The 17,825-nt window shown below is 44.1% G+C and carries 11 protein-coding genes; 8 read left to right on the top strand and 3 right to left on the bottom strand.

The genetic code is table 11. The features are described from left to right. Positions 1–65 precede the first annotated feature (65 nt). Positions 66–3,098: an SMC family ATPase gene (locus tag Q8M62_RS16025; RefSeq protein WP_304902550.1), complete on the bottom strand. Its 3,033-nt coding sequence runs from the start codon at positions 3,096–3,098 to the stop codon at positions 66–68. Then, positions 3,095–4,324: an exonuclease subunit SbcD gene (locus Q8M62_RS16020; protein ID WP_304902551.1), complete on the bottom strand. Its 1,230-nt coding sequence runs from the start codon at positions 4,322–4,324 to the stop codon at positions 3,095–3,097. Before Q8M62_RS16020 ends, Q8M62_RS16025 begins: the two co-directional genes overlap by 4 nt. A gap of 198 nt (positions 4,325–4,522) precedes the next feature. Here Q8M62_RS16020 and Q8M62_RS16015 point away from each other — a divergent pair, with 198 nt between their 5' ends. From Q8M62_RS16015 to Q8M62_RS15980, 8 genes are all read left to right on the top strand, one after another. Further along, positions 4,523–5,080: a septal ring lytic transglycosylase RlpA family protein gene (locus tag Q8M62_RS16015; protein ID WP_304902552.1), complete on the top strand. Its 558-nt coding sequence runs from the start codon at positions 4,523–4,525 to the stop codon at positions 5,078–5,080. Positions 5,081–5,514: 434 nt separating this feature from the next. After that, positions 5,515–6,681 carry a DUF4221 family protein gene (locus Q8M62_RS16010; protein WP_304902553.1) on the top strand — a complete coding sequence of 389 codons (1,167 nt, stop codon included), beginning with the start codon at positions 5,515–5,517 and terminating at the stop codon, positions 6,679–6,681. Further along, positions 6,617–7,051 carry a hypothetical protein gene (locus Q8M62_RS16005; RefSeq protein ID WP_305668224.1) on the top strand — a complete coding sequence of 145 codons (435 nt, stop codon included), beginning with the start codon at positions 6,617–6,619 and terminating at the stop codon, positions 7,049–7,051. The genes Q8M62_RS16010 and Q8M62_RS16005 overlap by 65 nt, the downstream gene beginning before the upstream one ends. Positions 7,052–7,267: 216 nt before the next feature. Beyond that, positions 7,268–8,347: an efflux RND transporter periplasmic adaptor subunit gene (locus tag Q8M62_RS16000; protein ID WP_304902554.1), complete on the top strand. Its 1,080-nt coding sequence runs from the start codon at positions 7,268–7,270 to the stop codon at positions 8,345–8,347. Further along, on the top strand, positions 8,344–11,388 hold the full coding sequence (locus tag Q8M62_RS15995; protein ID WP_304902555.1) for an efflux RND transporter permease subunit: 3,045 nt from the start codon (positions 8,344–8,346) through the stop codon (positions 11,386–11,388). The genes Q8M62_RS16000 and Q8M62_RS15995 overlap by 4 nt, the downstream gene beginning before the upstream one ends. After that, the gene (locus Q8M62_RS15990) at positions 11,385–14,489 is read left to right on the top strand and encodes an efflux RND transporter permease subunit (RefSeq protein WP_304902556.1); all 3,105 of its coding nucleotides are present in this window, start codon (positions 11,385–11,387) and stop codon (positions 14,487–14,489) included. Before Q8M62_RS15995 ends, Q8M62_RS15990 begins: the two co-directional genes overlap by 4 nt. A 131-nt stretch (positions 14,490–14,620) precedes the next feature. Continuing rightward, positions 14,621–15,769 (top strand): cellulase family glycosylhydrolase, encoded by a 1,149-nt coding sequence (locus Q8M62_RS15985; RefSeq protein WP_304902557.1) that lies wholly within the window; start codon positions 14,621–14,623, stop codon positions 15,767–15,769. 75 nt (positions 15,770–15,844) lie between these two features. Beyond that, the gene (locus Q8M62_RS15980; RefSeq protein WP_304902558.1) at positions 15,845–17,008 is read left to right on the top strand and encodes a hypothetical protein; all 1,164 of its coding nucleotides are present in this window, start codon (positions 15,845–15,847) and stop codon (positions 17,006–17,008) included. A gap of 59 nt (positions 17,009–17,067) precedes the next feature. On the opposite strand, the gene Q8M62_RS15975 is transcribed toward Q8M62_RS15980, so the two are convergent. After that, complete coding sequence (locus Q8M62_RS15975; protein ID WP_304902559.1) at positions 17,068–17,766, bottom strand: hypothetical protein; 699 nt, start codon at positions 17,764–17,766, stop codon at positions 17,068–17,070. Positions 17,767–17,825: the final 59 nt, after the last annotated feature.

Genomic DNA, 17,825 nt, shown 5'->3' with positions numbered 1-17,825 from the left:
CTTGAATAATTCCGAATTTTTGGAAATTTTTATTTGCGTCTTACGGCCTTTGTGGCAATCTTTTCTTAAAACGAATAACTCACCTGCGAACCCCGATCCGGATCGAGCTCGATCTGTGCATAGACGCCGACTTCCTGCTGCAATTCTTCCACGTGGCTGATGATTCCGACGATCCGGTTTTCATGGCGAAGGGACTTGAGTGTCTCGAAAACTACCCGTAACGCATTTCTATCCAAAGCCCCAAAGCCTTCATCGAGGAAGAAGAAGCTCTGATCTGCTTGGTTGAGTGCTTTGACTTTTTCTGCCAAAGCCAAAGCCAGACAAAGCGATGCCTGGAAAGTCTGCCCCCCGGAAAGCGTCTTGAGCAAACGTCTTTTGCCGCCATTCAGGTAATCGATTACCCAAAACGTATTGTCATTGTCGATCTCCAGGCGGAGGCTATTTTTGCTCAGTTTCATAAATCGCACATTAGCGGTATTGCAGAGTTCTTTGAGGTAGATGGAGCTGACGTATTTGACAAATCCGCTTCCCCGAAACATATTATCCAGCTCTTTGAGGTTGCTTTCCCGGTTTTGGAGTTTGGAAAACGCAGCCTCCAACAGCACTTTTTCTTCGAGACTCTTTTTGGCCTCTTTGATTTCCTGCCCCAGGAGAATACGTTGGTTTTGTAGGCTTTCCGCTTCCGAGTTCAGGATTTGCAGTTTTGCCGAAAGCTTCAAAAACGATTCCTCATCAAATCGGCTGACTTCGGGGTCCTCGGACAATTCTCGGATTCTGCTTTGGGCTACCGCCAGATCCTGATCAAACTTCGTGATTTCCCGCAGGACTTTCTCCGCATCGATGGAATGCTCAAAAAGTCGGATCAGCGCCTGTTCGTCCTGAAAACCAAATTCGATTTTCAAAGACTCAAAGTTTGTCCGGAGTTTTTCAAGCTTTTCGCCTGTTTCAATTTTCAATCGGGAAAAAGTCTCCAGATCAGCGAGGTTTTTGGTCTGTTCTCTCCGTTTTTCCTGCAGGTGTTTTTGCTTTCCCTCGAGCGATTGAATTGCGTCTTCGATGTCTTTTTCGACCTTTCGGATGTTCAGCCGGATGACTTCCGGATCCTTATCATAGAAGTTCTGACAAAAAACCGGGTCTTTGATTTCTTCCTGTTTTGTGCTGATGCCGGTTTGAAGTGACTGAACTTTCAATCGGGCCTGATTGAGATCAGCTTCGGCTTTTTCCAATGTCTCCTGTTCAATGTCAAGCTTTTTCCGAAGGGATTTGTTTTCAAGCTGCAACTTTTCAAGGCTTTTACCCGAATCCGAGATGTGTTGGATCTGTGTGGAAAGGGCCGCCGGAGTGTCAATCCCAAGACTTGCCAATCTGGATTTCAGGCTGGCAATGGATTGTGAAAGAAGATTTATTTCTGATTTTTTGGATTCTCCGTTTTTCTGGTGATTTTCCAGATGTATGTTCAGTTCATTCTGCCGTTGAATCGAGAAATTTATTTGATCCAAAACTGACTTCGAAGCTAAAATCTCACTGTTTTTTTCATCCAGTTCTTTGGCTTCGTCTTCCGCCTGTAGCGGATCCGGATGCTCCAAGGCTCCACAAAGCGGACAGGCTTCCCCATCATGGAGGAGATGAATGTGGGCGACCAATCCCTGCTTTTGAATCAGTGAATCCCGCTCGGATTCAAGTGTTTGTATTCTGTTTTTTTGCGACTGAAGCCAGTTTTCGAGTGTTTTTTGGTTAGTAGGTAACGCTTGAATAAGTCGGTCCGATTCGTTTTTGACAGTTAGGGCGGCCTTGTTGAATTGCTCCAGTTCTTGGTTGAGCTTTGTCAACTGGAGTTCCCAGTTTTTCCAATCCCGCTCGGCAGACTTTAATTCTGCCAAAAGTGAACTGTCAGTCGGCGTTATCTTTTCACTTTCCTCTTCCAATTGTTGAATCTGAAGTTTCAGTGTTTTTTGATTCGCTTTTTTACCGTCAATCTGAGGTTGAAGGATTTCAAGTTGATGCCTGGCTGCGCTGAGATTCTGCTGTAAAATCTGCAATTCCAGCACTTTTTTCAGATCACGGATCTTCGCTTCCCGCTGCGGTCTTTGCTGGTTCTTCTCTTTGAGCTCATTTTCTTCTTTCTCCAGTACGGACACTTCATTTTCAATACGACTCTTAAATCTTGTGCAGTCTTCCACGCTCACCGTATATTTTTCCAGCTCGGTTTGTGCATCTTTTAGCTGATCCCACACAGGTTTCAAGTGGGTCTTAGCCGTGATGAATTCCTGATGCAATTGGCGTTTGGATTCGATTTCCGGCTTTTTCTCCAGAAGCTCTTTGTGGAGGGCTTGGTACTTCAGGAGTTCCTGATGACGGGTTCTCAGGATTTCCTTTGCCCTAAAATCCGTATCGGCACGCTTGACGAGTTGCTCAGCATTTAAGACTGCTTCATTTATTTTGGCAAAAAGCGTTTCTTTTTCTTCCAGATTTTCTTTGCTGAAAAGCTCCAATACGCTTAGCTGCGTTTCCAGCCGGATTTTTTCTTCCCGAACTACTTTAAGCAGTGATCCGGTTTTACCGGAAAGATCAAAGCGCTCCAGGCCAAAAAGCTCCTTCATCATCTCTGCCCGTGGCCCGGGAGTGAGGTCGATGAATTCCCGAAATTTCCCCTGAGGTATAATCACCGTCTGCTTGAAGTGTCCTTTTTGCATCCCGACAATCTCCTCACCACGCTGACTGAGGGCTTCCCAAGTGTCACAGACACGCTCATAGAATGTATGTTCGGCAGGTTTTACGTCCTCAAAGTTTTTCGGATTTCGCTTTGCGGCATAGCGGGCGAGATAGGTTTTGGCGTTATTTTTTCCGGCACGGAATTCAAAATTGATCAGAAGCTGCTCGCTTTGCAGGTTGAGCATGGAGTTCTTTTCTCCCCGGTCCGAAAGTCGCTCGGTACTGCCGTAGAGTGCCAAAAGTATGGCTTCCAAGATGGAGGATTTGCCGCTGCCCACAGCACCGAATATCCCGAAAAGTCCAGCACCGGTGAGTTGATCAAACTCTACGGTTTGTTTTTCCCGATAGGAATATAGGCCTTGAATTTCCAGTCGTACAGGAATCATACGTTTTCGTTTTGGCTGATGACTTCTTTGAAAAGATCCAATAATTCTGAATTGGGTTCCTGCCCTTTTTCACTCTGATAGAAAAGGGTAAACAGTGTGGTCATGTCCTTACCCAAATCCTCGACCTGAAGGCTGTAATTGACTTGTCCGAGTGGATTTTTGATTTGGGGAATCAGATTGACGATGCCGTCGTGGGCTTTCATCAGCGCTTTCCGTGTTGCTGCATCAATGGAGTGCTCCGTTTCATAAGTCAACTCCACAAAACAATAGGGGTTTTCTTCCAGCCATTGGAGTGCAGGGACAAGCTCATCAAACTTGACACGAAAGAGTGGCCGTCCTTGTTTGAGACCGATTGGGCGATATGCAGCGGGTTTTCCGGGTTCCACTTCGATTAGAATAACATTTTTTGTCTGATCCGCTTCGCTGAAAGAGTAGGCTAGCGGAGAACTCGAATAGACCACCGGAATCGAATCATGACCTACGGCATGGTAGCGATGGAGGTGACCCAAAGCGGCATACTGGATTTGACTGGGGAGGTTTTGGGTGAAAAGGGCCTGTGTGCCACCCACGTGAAGAATCGGACGCTCGGATTCGGGTTCGGCTTCCGGTGTTTCTCCTTCTTTCATAAAGAAAAAATGGCCCACAAAAAGATTGACACCGGCCTGATCGCAATATTTCTCGGCAAGTTGATCCCATTTAGTTGACAGGATTGATCGGAATTCTCCTTCACGATCTCCTTCGCCCAAATAGGTTTTGAGCGAAACTTCATTGGCATAAGGTGCCAAAATCAGCCGTATTGGAAAATTATGCCCGGGCAATTTCAGTTCGATAAAACCCGATTCGGAGCAGGTAATTTCCATGCCGGAATCCAGCTTTCCTGTAGGAACCACGTTTTCATATTTCCCGTAGAAAAATATCCCCAATTCCCTCGCCAGTGGATCCGGTGCCTCGACAAACTGCGTGCTGTCGTGATTGCCGGAGATGGCCACGATGGCTCGGGTCCCGTTTTTGGAGAGTCGCTTTAGGGTTTTGTAGAGCAACTCGACGGCTTCGTGTGTGGGATTGAAAGTATCGAAAATATCGCCTGCGAGGAGGATCAAATCCACGTTTTCTTCATCAGCAACCCGGCAGATTTCATCGAGCACGAGCTTTTGTTCTTCGAGACGGGAATATTCCTGAAGGCGCTTTCCTAGGTGCCAGTCGGCGGTATGGAGGATTTTGAGCATTTTTTTAGACCATGGTCCATGGTCTATAGTCCATGGAGGTGGAGAATTAATTTTGGATCTGTTCAATTTCTGGAGCGTATTTTCCGGAATTGAAACCGACTAAAGAATATGTACTAAGATAGGCGAAGGGTGAACTTGCTGCAAGCAAAAAGTGGAGCTTGACATGAATTGGCACTTTTATTGAAAAATGGGGCGGAAATGGTAGATTCGGCGGTGAAAATTCGATTGGGTTTGTTTTTTCTGTTGGGGTTTTGGGCTTCGGTGGCGGAGGCACAGGTGGATTCCTTATTCATCCAAAAGGGGACAGCGAGTTATTATGGGAGGAAATTTCACGGCAAGCGAACTTTCAGCGGCGAAGTTTTTTCGATGGATAGTCTGACTGCGGCACACAAAAGGCTTCCGATGGGCACGCTGGTTCGGGTGATCAACCAAAAGAATGACTTGGCTGTAGTGGTACGGATCAATGATCGATTGCCAAGCTACTCAAAGCGTCAGATTGATATTTCCCGTGCGGCGGCCACAAGGATCGAGATGATTCAGGATGGTTTGGCAAAAGTGCGGATCGAGGCGGTGGATCTGAAGGAACTGGATCGGCTCGTGGAGTATTATTCGGATAAGGAGCATCCGGGATTAAGGATCAGACCTTATTATCAGGGGATTGAAATACTAAAAAGAGAGTTAAATCTGAATTTAGTACATTACACACCTGATTGTATTAAAATTTTTCCATCTGATTTTCAATTAGTTAAAAACTAATTTTAAGTTTTTCAAGAACTACACTTGCTTTTTTGAATGGGGGGGGGGGTAGTTTGGCTAACGAAAGATCAAGGTCGGCGCCGAAGTCTGGATTTTTTAGGGAGTGTGACCTCACCCTGCATGGTGTGAAAGGAGATAACAATTATTGTAAGGTTAATATGAGAAAGACAATTTTAAAATTTGGTATTTTAAGTGTGATTACTTTCGGCACATATTTCATTAATGTTTCTGAAGTAAAGGCAGACTGTACAATGACATCAACCCTGGGAACAGATGGGAGATGTTTTTCTTCAGATGGAGAATATGTTTGTCTTGAAAGATCGGAAGATCGACATTGCTTTGTACCAGACACAGGAGGGGAAACTCCACCAGTTAAAGGAGGTTAATTTAAAAGGGTGGTAAATTTTGCCACCCTTCAACTTTATTCTTGTTTTATGAAATATAAAAATATTTTAATTTTGTTTCTGTTGGTTTCAGCATCCTGTAAAGAAGATAATAAACTTATCTCACCTTTAATGGACAGAGATTTGATATTGACTAAACAGGACAGTGTTTATTTCCATTTAGACAGTATTTCTACTGGAAGAAATGCAAATTCTAGTCTTTATAGAGATAATGGGAAACTGTTTTACACATTTTTAAACAAAAAAAACAATTCATTGTATTTTTATAATATTGAGTCTCCAAATATTACCAAAGTGATACCCTTTGAATTAGAAGGTGAAAATGGAGTAGGAAATATTTCTTCTTTTCATATATCAAATATGGACTCGATATTTTTATATAACTATGGCAGAGGTCAAACTTTTCTTGCCGATTCTAATTCAAAAATATTAAGAAAGTATTTTGTAAATCCTGAAATTAATGCAGTAAAACCACAAGTGGATAATAGAAGGCCATTAGTTAAAATGGGTAATCAACTAATTTTTAACAGTTGGGGTTCAGAAAAGGAATACTATAAAAACTCCTATTTCCCAGAAACCTTGTTTATGTCTCTCGATTTAAAGGAGTCAACTAAAAAGTATATTATTTCATATCCAGATTCGTATAAAGAAGCTGTTTGGGGAGTTCAATTTTTCCAAGCATATCACGAATTTAATGAAAAAGACAATAAACTTATTATAAGTTTTCCAATTGAAAATGATTTGTTCGTATACGATTTTGAAGGTTTAACCCTAAATGCGATTTCGACTAATACAAAAAGAAAATTAAAAATTGAACCTTTATCCTCTACTGCTGATAAATTTGTTCCAGATATTACAGAGGAAGTGAAGCATCAGATGGGCCAGTCTTATTACACTGTCATTAAATATGATTCTGTAAATGATATTTATGTAAGGGTTATAAATGAGAGTTTTGATGAAAAATTTATTAACGAGTTTTCGGGTATCGGTTCAGTTTATGGGGCATATTCTTTGGTTTTTCTAGACAATAAATTTCAAACCATAGGTATGGTTTCTCTCCCTAGTAATTCCTACTATCTGGGCTCTATGTTCTTCGAAGGTGGTAAGATGTATTTAGAAAAAATTCAAAATTATGATGAAGATTTACTTGTATTTGATGTTTTTAATTTTTCTTGGATGCGGGAAAAGCGAAAATAAAATTATTTATTTGTCGAGTGACTCCAGGTTAGATAATAAATTAAAATACCCTACTGTTTTTATTCCCAATGCTGGATGCCCTGGTTGCATTTCTCAAGCTGAGGAGATTTTATTAACTTACAAAGGAGCTAATTATATTGATTTTGTTCTTTGCAGAGTAATTTCGCGAAAACAACTGAATGTTAAATTAGGCCAAGATATCTTAAATTATTCTAATATTTCCTTGGATACTATTGATATTTTGTCAAAATTAAATATTACTGGATTTTATCCAGTAATATTGTACTCGAAAGATTCATTGGTTGAAATAAGCCCAAGCTTTCCTACGGCAGGCTCTGATTTAGTCCGGTATTTGGAAAGTCTTAATTAGGTTTGGAAATTGTTACTCTAACTGCAATTGTATCGATTACGTTTTTTTATTCTTGATGTAGGAATTACAAATATTTTATTCTAATAATTTCAATTTTCGAAATGTTTATAGAATGTGAAAGGTTCTCAAAATGATTAAAAAAAAATTAGACCTCTCCGTTGGAACACTCTGATTTTTTCTCATATCTTAGTTCCTCTACTTTGAAGCCATAAGCCAATGAATGTTTTTACCACTTTTCGTTTTGGAATTCTAGCCCTTTTGCTTTTCTCCTGTACCAAGGCTGAGAAAAGTTCTCAGGAAATCCCATCAGAGTCCTTCCGCAATGAAGTGGCAGCCACCGAAGTCCGAATAGCCACCGCCGAGCGCAAAAGCTTTGATTACCTGATCAATGCCATCGGGAAACTCGAAGCTCAAAGCGAGGTCAAGGCACTCGTCGAGCGGGAAGGTTACCTGGAAAAGGTGCAGATCGTGGAAGGTCAGTATGTCCAAAAGGGACAGATCATCGCCATACTGGACCGACGGGAGGCTGAATTTGCTTTGGAAAAGGCCAAAATAGCCGTAGTCAAAGCACAATCTGAATTGGAAGTACTAAAGACACAATTTCATCTGGCTTTGGAATCCAAGGATAGTACGGTTTCCAAAACAGTTCAAAACCGAATTCTTGTCAACAGTGGCCTTTCGCTTGCCGAAGTAGAGTTGAAAGAAGCCCAACTGAATCTCTCCCGCTGTGAAGTTCGTGCTCCTGTCTCCGGCAAAATTGCCAATATCAAATTCAGAGAAGGAAGTCTGGTCAGTAAGAATGCTGAATTTGCGGAGATTTTGTCAACAGATCGACTTTTGCTGCGGGTCAATGTGCTCGAATCGGACATTCCTTTGATTTCATCCAATCAGCGTGCGGAAGTCTATCCCATCTCTGATTCTCAAAATGCCATCGAAGGCCGCGTCACCGCCATCAATCCCAAAGTGGATGAAAACGGTTTGGTTCAAGTCTCGATCACGCTTACCTCTGTCAAGAACCTTCTTCCGGGCATGAATGCCCGTGCAATCATCCGTTCTCCACAAAACAACAGCTTGGTTGTGCCGAAAAATGCCGTGGTTTACCGATCCGGTCGAGCCGTGGTCTTCACCGTCGAAAACGGCAAGGAATCCAAATGGAACTATGTGGAAGTGGGCAAAGACAATGGACAGGAGATCGAAATCCTGGACGGAATCCCCGAAAACAGCACCGTCATTACCACCAATAACCTTCAGTTGGCTCATCAGGCACCTGTTCAAATCGTAAAAGATACCCCATGATCCGATTTTTGCTTGAGCGGCCGATCGCGGTGACCATGTCTTTTTTGGCGTTGATGGTGTTTTCGGTGATCGTTTTTCGGTTGCTGCCGATCTCGCTTTTGCCCCCCATCGATGTGCCGCAGATCGTGGTGAAGGTCACCTATCCCAATGCCTCTCCCGAATCCATCGAACAAAACGTCCTGCAGCGAATCCGTGAAGGACTCATCACGCTCAATGGCCTGGAGGAAATGGAAAGCAAGGCAGGTTCGGAAATCGGAACCGTCCGCCTGACCTTTGACTACGGGACTAAAATGGAACTGGCCTACATCGATGTCAATGAAAAAATCGACCGCCTGACCAATTCCCTTCCCCGGGACCTTCCCCGGCCTGAAGTCATTCGGATCAATACCTCCGATATTCCCGTCGCCCGTGTTCAGGTCATTCCCAAAGTAGATGTGGATCAGGTCGAAGTCAGCCTTTTGGTAGAAAATGTCCTCAAAAAGCGGATCGAGCAACTTCCCGGAGTCTCCTTGGTCGATATCAACGGAAAGCGGGAGCGCATCATTTCTGTCCAACCGAATGACGGTGCCTTGGCGGCACTTGGTATGACCCAAAAGGAACTGATTGAGGCTATCAAATCCGGTAATGCGGAGCTGCCGGGAATCAGTGTCAAAGACGGACAGTTTCGCTATTATCTTCGATTGGCCACCCGAGTGGACACGCCTCAGGATATTGAATCCTTGCCTGTGCGATCTCCAAGCGGGGCGATTGTCCCTTTGGGAAGAGTGGCCAATGCCCGGTATGAAACTCAGGAAATGCTGGGTTATCACCTTTTCGGACTGAATGAAGGTCTGGTGATCACCGTTCACAAACAGGCTTCGGCCAAGATGAATGAGTTGATCCCCGAGCTGAAAAAGTCGCTTGAGCTTTTCCGTGTGGACTATCCTCAGGTGGATTTTGAGATCACCCAAGATCAAAGCAGCCTGCTCAATGCTGCCATTTCCAACCTTCAGACCAGTTTGCTTTTTGGGGGGATATTCGCATTTGGCGTGCTTTTCCTTTTCATCAAAGACTATCGGATTCCGCTGATCATGGGAATCAGCTTGCCGTCTTCGCTGCTGATCAGTTTCCTGGTTTTCTACTTTTTCAATATTTCAATCAATATTATCTCCCTCTCAGGACTTGCGCTGGGGATTGGGATGCTGATTGACAATGCGATCATCGTATTGGATAACATCACTCGGAAACGGGAAGCAGGAATCCCCTTGTTTGAGGCTTGCGTGCAGGGATCCAATGAAGTGATGGGTGCGCTGATCAGTTCGGTGCTGACGACTTTGGCGGTATTTGTTCCGCTGGTGTTCCTGAGTGGGATCTCAGGAGCTTTGTTTTACGATCAGGCAGTGGCTGTTGCGGCGATTCTTTCGGTATCCCTTTTGGTGGCCTTTGTGTTGCTTCCGTTGCTTTATTGGTTGATTTTCCGTGTGGGAAAACGGGATTCGCTCAAGGGCGAGCCCAAGGCTTTTCTTCGGGTTTTGGGTGTCTATGAACGGGGTTTTAACTGGATTTTTGCCCGGAAGAAATTGGCTTTGATCGGTTTCTTCATTTTGATTCCTCTAGGTTTAAGCATCAGTCTTTTACTTAAAACTGAAGGCCTGCCTGAAATCGAAAAGCCGGATGCGACACTTGAAATCGACTGGAATGAACCCATTTCTGCGAGTCAAAATCGGGATCGGCTGATTAGGTTGATTCAGGAAGTGAAGGACTATTCTCAGGCCGAAGCGGATGTGGGTGTACGGCAGTTTTTACTTTTTGACGGGGACAATTCGATTCAGCGCTCCTCACTTTATTTGCTTTTCCCTTCGGAAAAAGAAAAAGAGACCCAGCTGGAAATCCTCAGAAAACGACTGCTAACCGATTTTCCGCTGGCCACTTTTATCCTTGGAGATGCCCCAAATGCATTTGATCAGCTTTTCAGCTCCAATATGCCGTATTACGAAGTTCGCTGGAAGGACTTGAAAGCCAAGAAGCCAATTGAGGCGGCCAAAATGAAGCCTTGGCTCGAAGATTTCCCGACGAAAAACTGGGAGACCGGCCCGGGCTTGCAGGAAGAATCTTCGGTTGTTTTCACTTTGTTGGCCGATAAACTTGCCCTGTATCAGATTCCTGTCACCAATGTCCAAGATCAACTTTCCAGGCTTTTTGGAGTTTTTACGATTACAGACATCCGTAGATTCGGGGAGATTACGCCGATCCGGCTTCGGGAAAATCAGGAGCGCTTTGAAGATCTGTTGCGGAATACGCGGGTTTATGCCTCGGACAGCACCTCCTATCTGTTGCGTGAATTTGTGGATTACCGGTATGCCGATCAATACAAATATGTGACGGCAGACCGTGGGGGGATTTTCCAAAGTGTAGCAGTGACTTCCGAAAAACCGAATGCCCAACTTAAGGACTATATCAAATGGGGGGTGGACAAAAATCTTGCGGTGGAAACCAAAGGGCAATATTTCAGGGATCGGGAAAATATCACCCAACTGATTGGTATTTTGGCTATTTCCGTGTTGCTGCTCTATTTTATTCTGGCGGCTCAATTTGAAAGCTTCGTTCAGCCTTTGATCGTGGTTTTCACTTTGCCATTGGGGATTGCAGGTGCATTTTTGGTGCTTTTGGTTTGCGGCGCGACGCTGAATGTGATGTCTGCCATCGGACTTGTGGTGATGCTCGGAATCATGGTGAATGATGCGATCCTGAAAATCGACACCATCAACCGGCTGAAGGTCGAGTTTGCAGCGAAGTACGGGCTTTCCGAAAAGGAACTTTTGGATAAAGCACTCCATGAAGCAGGAAAAATCCGCCTCAAGCCAATTCTGATGACCTCGATTACAACGATTTTGGCCTTGATTCCGATTATTTTCAGTTCGGGTTTGGGAGCGGATTTGCAGCGACCACTGGTTTTTGCAGTAATTGGAGGCTTGACTATCGGGACGGCTACCGCCCTGTATTTTGTACCCTTGATGTATTGGTTTTTTGATTCATTGGTGGGGAAAAGGGAGAAGCTATGACAGCATTTCGGGTTCTGATCGCATTCGTGGTTTTGGGGATTTTGGGCTTCGCCGTAGTTCCTTTACTTTCTGTGGATCTGAATCCGAGGGAGCGGGAACCCGTCCTGTCGATCAGGTATGGGATTCCTAGGTCCTCGCCTGAAATCATCGAAAAACTCGCCACCTCTCCGCTGGAAGGTGCTTTTTCCCAGCTTTCCGAGCTCAAAAAAATCACTTCGGTGTCCAACTACGACCAAGGGTCGATCACACTTCGGTTTGATAAAAAAGCGGATATGGAGTTGAAGAAGTTTGAGGTATTGGCACTGATCCGGCAGGTGTACACCCAGCTTGACGAGCGGCTGAGCTACCCGATAGTCACTCAATCTGCGCAGGCACGGAATGATTTCAAAACCCCGATCCTGACCTACAGTGTCAACGGTCCTTTTGCTTCGTTTGAAATAAAAAAGATCGCGGAGGATGTCCTGAAGACAGCCTTGACACGGTTTGCGGAAGTGGAGGAAGTGCAGATTCGCGGGGCAAATGACTTGCAGGTTTTTGTGACTTTTGATGCCCAAAAGATGCAGTCCTTCGGAATTTCGCGAAATCTGCTTAACACTCAAATTACCCAAGCCTTTGGTCAAAAGTATCCCGGAACAGTGTATAACAACAAAGATGAAACACTCTTTGTCACGCTGGACAGCAAACTGAACAATCTGGAACAGCTCGAAAATCTCAACATCCGTCAGGTTGGCGGAATGGAAGTCCGGCTTAGGGATATCGCCAAAGTGACGATGGAAGAAGGCGAGGCGACAAACTATTACCGGATCAACGGGAATAATTCAGTGACTTTGACAGTCATTAATCGGGATGGCGTGAATAAGGTTTTGCTGGCAAAAACCCTCAAAGGGGCCATAGAATCAGCCAAAGCGAATCTCCCTCAGGGTTTCGAAGTTCGCCTTGAAAATGACGATACGGAGTTTCTCGAAAAGGAACTGAACAAGATTTATAAGCGATCCGGCTTGTCCATCTTGATCCTGATCACATTTATTTTTCTGATCAATCGCAACTGGAAATACCTGAGCATTCTGTTTTTGGGAATTGTAGTCAATCTGAGTTTGACGGCAATGGTCCTATATTTTTTGAAAGTGGATATCCACATGATCACCATTGCCGGATTGACGATCAGCTTTGGGTTGATAGTCGATAATGCCATCATTATGATGGATCACCTGCACAAGTATCGAAACCGAAAGGTCTTTGTCGCATTGCTTGCTGCTTCGTTGACAACTGTAGTCGCTTTGATGATGGTGTTGCTCTTGCCTGAGGAAGACCGGAAAAGTCTGACTGAATTTTCGGTAGTAGTCTCGGTAATGTTGGGAGTGAGTTTACTTGTTGCACTCTTTTTTACTCCGGCATTTTATGAGGTTTTATTTAAAGAATCGGTTCAAAAAGGCAGAAAACTCACTCTTCCCAAACTCAGAAACCGGGTCAACTGGCTTCGGAGATATGAGAAGGGGATAGCTTTTACCGCCAAGTACAAAAAGACCTTTTTGATCGCAGTTTTGCTCCTCTTCGGGACACCGATTTTCTTTCTTCCTGCCAAATGGGAAGGACAGGAATGGTACAATAAGACGGTGGGCAATACTTTTTATCAGGAAGAAATCAGGCCGTATATCGACAAGGCGCTCGGCGGTTCGCTTCGGATGTTTGTGCGGGGAGTATATGAGAAAAGTGCCTATCGCGAAGCGGAAAAGACGCGTTTGTATGTTTCGGCCCGGCTTCCGTTTGGCAATACGCTGGATCAGATGGACTTTATCATGCGTGAGTTTGAGGCCTATCTCAAAGGAGTGGAAGGTGTCGATCAGTTTGTGACCAATGTGATTTCCGGTCAATACGGCCAAATCACCATCACTTTCAAGGAAGCTTACGAAAGAGGGGCTTTACCCTATCAGCTCAAGGGAAAGCTGTCGGTGAAATCAACCGACTGGAGCGGTGCGCAATGGAATATTTACGGGGTAGGTCAGGGCTTCTATACAGGAGGAGGCGGTGAGGGAATCCCGAGTTTCCGGGTGGAAATGAAAGGCTACAATTTTGACGAACTCGAGCGGCAGTCGGAAGTATTGGCTGAGAAGCTACTGCAGCATAAGCGGATTCAGACAGTCAATACCAATGAACGCCTCAGTTACAATGAACAAAAGACACGGGAATATGTCCTGCGTCTGAATCAAAATCAGATTGCTTTGGGCGGGACGAATCAGTTTGAGGTGCTCAATACGCTGCAGGATCTGTCCAAACCGCAAGGGCCCTCAACTTATCTGGAACTGGCCGATCAAAACTACGGGCTGATGCTTCGGGAGCGGCTTTCGGAGAATTTCAGCAAGTTTGACCTGGAGCAAAAAGGCCTGATCAGCGGGGAAGACCGGATCCTCAAAATTTCGGATTACGGAACTCTGAATCTGGAAAATACCACGAACACCCTTCACAAAGAAGACCGTCAATACATCCGGTCTGTCAGCTTTGAATACATGGGATCGGCTAAGTTTGGCAACGAATACCTGGACGAAGTACTGGATGAAATGAAAGTACTCATGCCGATCGGCTATGTAGCCAAAAAGCAAACTTGGAGCTGGAATTCTGACAAAGCCAAACGGGAATATGGGCTTTTAGGTCTCCTTGTGGTAGGGATTTTCTTTATTTGTACGATCCTCTTCGAAAACTTCAAGCAGCCTTTTTACATTATTTTCCTGATTCCGATCAGCTTCATTGGCTTGTTCCTGATATTTTCCCTGTTTGATTTTTACTTTGATCAGGGAGGTTATGCGGCTTTTGTGATGCTGGGCGGCCTGGCGGTAAATGCCGGGATTTTTATTCTGAATGATTTTAACAATCGAAAAACCGGAGTTTTCAACCGCAACATTCTGAAATCAGTAGCAGGAAAGGCTATTCCGATTCTGTTGACAGTGCTTTCGACCTGTTTTGGCTTGGTGCCCTTTCTGATTGAGGGTCAGAATGAGATCTTTTGGTTTTCCCTGGCGATCGGTACGATTGGAGGTTTGGTGTTTAGCATGGTGGGTGTTTTTTGGATATTGCCGGTGCTGATGTGGAGGAAGAGAAAAGTTTGACCTTTTTCAGTGAAATTTTTAAAAGTTTCCCGCAGATTATCGCAGAAAAAGACACAGATTTTCACAGATTTTATTAAATCGATGTGTAGTGTCTTGGTATTTTCCATTCTCAAACTCAACCTATTTTGTCTATGAACCAGCCGGATTCCCGCCGTGATTTTCTAAAAAAAACCGCCCTAGCCACTGCCGGAGCGAGTTTGCTTCCTTTGTCGTCTATTGCGCAAGCGAAACCAAAAAACAAACTTCCGGCATGGAAGGGCTTCAATCTACTGGATTTTTTCTCCCACAATCCCGATCAGGGCAGACCGACCAAGCCGGATTACCTTACTTGGATTGCAGACTGGGGTTTTGATTTTGTGCGTGTGCCTATTTCCTATCCGAGCTATTTGGACATCGACCGCAGTCGTCCCATCCGGCCGGATGAAGTGCTGAATTTTGACGAAAGAAGGTTGGAAAAAGTGGATCAGTTGGTAGAGAAAAGTATCAAACAAGGCTTGCATGTGAGTCTGAACCTTCATCGTGCACCGGGATTTTGCATCAATGCGGGGTTTGAAGAGCCGTACAACCTGTGGAAAGATCAGGAAGCCCTGGATGCATTTTGTGCGCATTGGGAAATGTGGGCAAAGCGGTATAAAGGAATTTCATCAAAGAGGCTGAGCTTTGATCTGGTCAATGAACCCTTTCAGCGGGAAAATCCCAATGATCAACACAGTCCGGGCGGACCGGTAGATGTGTCGGATTACCACCGTGTAGCGAAAGCCGCCTTAGTGCGGATCAAGTCTGTAAAAAAGTCTCGATTAGTCATCGCTGACGGCAATGGGGGTGGAGGAATTGCGGTTCCTGAATTGGCTTATTTGGACTTGTCGCAAAGTTGTCGTGGATATCATCCTTTCCCGATTTCGCATTACAAAGCAAGTTGGGTTTACAAAGATCCCTCGACTGTGCCTCCAGTGGAATGGCCGCTTCAACAAGGTGAAAAGATTCTGGATATCGATAACATCCGCCAATACTATGCGCCTTGGAAAGACTTGATTGATCGGGGCGTTGGAGTTCACTGTGGTGAATGCGGTTGCTACAATCAAACACCGCATGATGTGTTTTTGGCTTGGTTTGGAGATGTACTTCAGGTATTGAAAGAGATGGAAGTGGGATTTGGAATTTGGGAGTTTTCCGGTGCTTTTGGAGTAATGAACTCAGGCAGAAAAGATGTCGATTATGAAGATTGGTATGGGGAAAAGTTGGACAGGAAGTTTTTGGAGTTGCTGAGAGCTCAGATTTGAAATAAAACGAATTTTTTCATAGTGCCTGTCATATAAATGACTGATCTGAACGATTAATCATTTAAAAGTATAACTATGAGAAAATTGATTTTTGTGATGTCATTTTTGGTTTTTTTGGGAAGTTGCAATTCTTCATCTGATCTAGTTTCTTCCCAAATGAAAGAGGTACAATTTCAGCTGATTGATTCATTGGTTGTTGAATCGCTTTCAGAGCTGTATTTGGTTGGAAAACAGGAAGAATCGGGCCGGTATTTGTTCAAGGATAAGTTTGTAAATGATATTTTACTGACTGATTCGAAAGGTAGAATTACCGTAACACCAAAATTGAAAGGGGAAGGCCCAGACCAAGTCGGTCAACCTTGGGGAATCGGTTTTGCCGGAAATGAGATCGCTGTCAAAGAGTTTTCAGCAGAGTCTAAGGTTCACTTTTTCGATCAATCATTTAAAAAATTACGAATTTCAGAACCTCTTGCTGGGGGTATGAATTTATTGGAAGTTGCTCCAACTAGAAATGGAGCTTCATTTCTAGAGATTAACGGAAAAAGTCTTTTGATTGGCTCGGATCCCAATGCTGTCGACCCTGCATTGATGGCGGAAAAGGAACAAAATCCTGGATTATATGAGAAGTCAACAAACGGGTTTTTTGTTGATGTCAATTCAGGAAAGGTCAAAAAGTTGAATATTTATCCCGATTCTTGGCAACCGAAAAAAGAAGGGAAATGGGTCGGACCAGCTTATCCCTTTATTGCGGCTAGTTCGAAAAGTAAGGTTATTGCAGTTTTACCCAGAATTGGCGATCAAGTGTTCTTTTACCAACTCGTGAGCAATGAATTAATTCCTAAAGGAGAAACGCTGATCAATCATCCCAAACGAAAGCGAGGGTTGGTTTTTAATCCTGAAGACGATGCGTTGCTTTATCCTAGTTTCTTCGATTTGAAGGCTGGGGGGAATTTGTTTTTGATACATTTCTATACCGAAGTTCCAAGAGACTTGTATTTGCCAATGAAAGCGCAGGGAACTGCTAATGGTAAAAATCCGGAATTTATCGATCTCTTGAGGAGAACGAGAAGATCAAAATATATTCTGGCGGACGATAAAGGAAATCAAACACCGATTGAGGAATTGCCGATCGAAGGTCAAATCCACTTCATCGACGCCAATGATGTGATCTACATCAAGCCAGCTAGCAAAGAAGAAAAAGACTACAATGTGTTTTATCGATATCGGGTGAAAATGTAGGAAGGAATTCTAAAGAAGCTTCAAAGCTGGTTAATCCAAGATTCGATAGCATTGAAATTTCAAAAAAGGTCGATGTAAACTAGACCAACCGAAAAGACAAGGTTTTCCATTGGGGCTCGTCGATAGTGATAGTCGAATGTGCCTCCTCCCCCAGATTCCGGTACATAGGTTACGTCTCCTTTTGTAAGAAAACGCAGTGAATTTCCAGTTTGATAGTTGCCTTTGATTTCCAGAAATAGTCCGGGATTGCTAGGAATTGGGATTTGTATCCCCGTCCCAAAACTATATGCTAAAGTCCAACTTTCGTGATCCTTGCCGGACTCAATTACTTCATCCGAAACAATAGAATCTCTTATTTTGAACCGAGTGTAAAGGTAGTTGGCTCCGAATTTGGCTTCCATGAAATGCCTAATATTCCCGAGAGGATTCGTTTGATAGCGCATCACGGCCATTCCCGTCAAGATGTTGTTATTGCGTCTGAGTCGAAGTTCATCATTGAAGCCTTGATAAAAATCTGTTCGCTTTTCCAACTTGCTGCCATAAATTCCATAGCCCAATTCAAATCCAACCTGAATGGGGATGGTTTGGGCTTCATGAAGGAAAATGCCTGAGATCGTGGGAATGAAAAGTCCATTGGTTTCGTCTTTTAATTTTCCTTGGGCAAACCCACCATTGAAATGACCTCCTGCAGACCAAAACTGTGCATCAGCAGTATATCCAAAAAGCATCAAAAAGAGGGAGAGGGATAGTTTTTTCATACAAAGAATTATTTCCTTTTACGGAAAAAGGAGCCAAAGTGGTTTTGAATAGTTGGAAA

It is taken from the genome of Algoriphagus sp. (assembly GCF_030694375.1).
Classification (GTDB): domain Bacteria; phylum Bacteroidota; class Bacteroidia; order Cytophagales; family Cyclobacteriaceae; genus Algoriphagus.
Note: the sequence above shows the minus strand (reverse complement) of the source record. Positions and strands in the feature narration are given on the sequence as shown.

Coding starts and splice junctions, on each gene's coding strand:
- Q8M62_RS15985 (WP_304902557.1), top strand. CDS start 14,621: ATGAACCAGCCGGATTCCCGCCGTGATTTTCTAAAAAAAACCGCCCTA.
- Q8M62_RS15990 (WP_304902556.1), top strand. CDS start 11,385: ATGACAGCATTTCGGGTTCTGATCGCATTCGTGGTTTTGGGGATTTTG.
- Q8M62_RS16025 (WP_304902550.1), bottom strand. CDS start 3,098: ATGATTCCTGTACGACTGGAAATTCAAGGCCTATATTCCTATCGGGAA.
- Q8M62_RS16000 (WP_304902554.1), top strand. CDS start 7,268: ATGAATGTTTTTACCACTTTTCGTTTTGGAATTCTAGCCCTTTTGCTT.
- Q8M62_RS15995 (WP_304902555.1), top strand. CDS start 8,344: ATGATCCGATTTTTGCTTGAGCGGCCGATCGCGGTGACCATGTCTTTT.
- Q8M62_RS16010 (WP_304902553.1), top strand. CDS start 5,515: ATGAAATATAAAAATATTTTAATTTTGTTTCTGTTGGTTTCAGCATCC.
- Q8M62_RS15980 (WP_304902558.1), top strand. CDS start 15,845: ATGAGAAAATTGATTTTTGTGATGTCATTTTTGGTTTTTTTGGGAAGT.
- Q8M62_RS16020 (WP_304902551.1), bottom strand. CDS start 4,324: ATGCTCAAAATCCTCCATACCGCCGACTGGCACCTAGGAAAGCGCCTT.
- Q8M62_RS15975 (WP_304902559.1), bottom strand. CDS start 17,766: ATGAAAAAACTATCCCTCTCCCTCTTTTTGATGCTTTTTGGATATACT.
- Q8M62_RS16005 (WP_305668224.1), top strand. CDS start 6,617: ATGATGAAGATTTACTTGTATTTGATGTTTTTAATTTTTCTTGGATGC.
- Q8M62_RS16015 (WP_304902552.1), top strand. CDS start 4,523: ATGGTAGATTCGGCGGTGAAAATTCGATTGGGTTTGTTTTTTCTGTTG.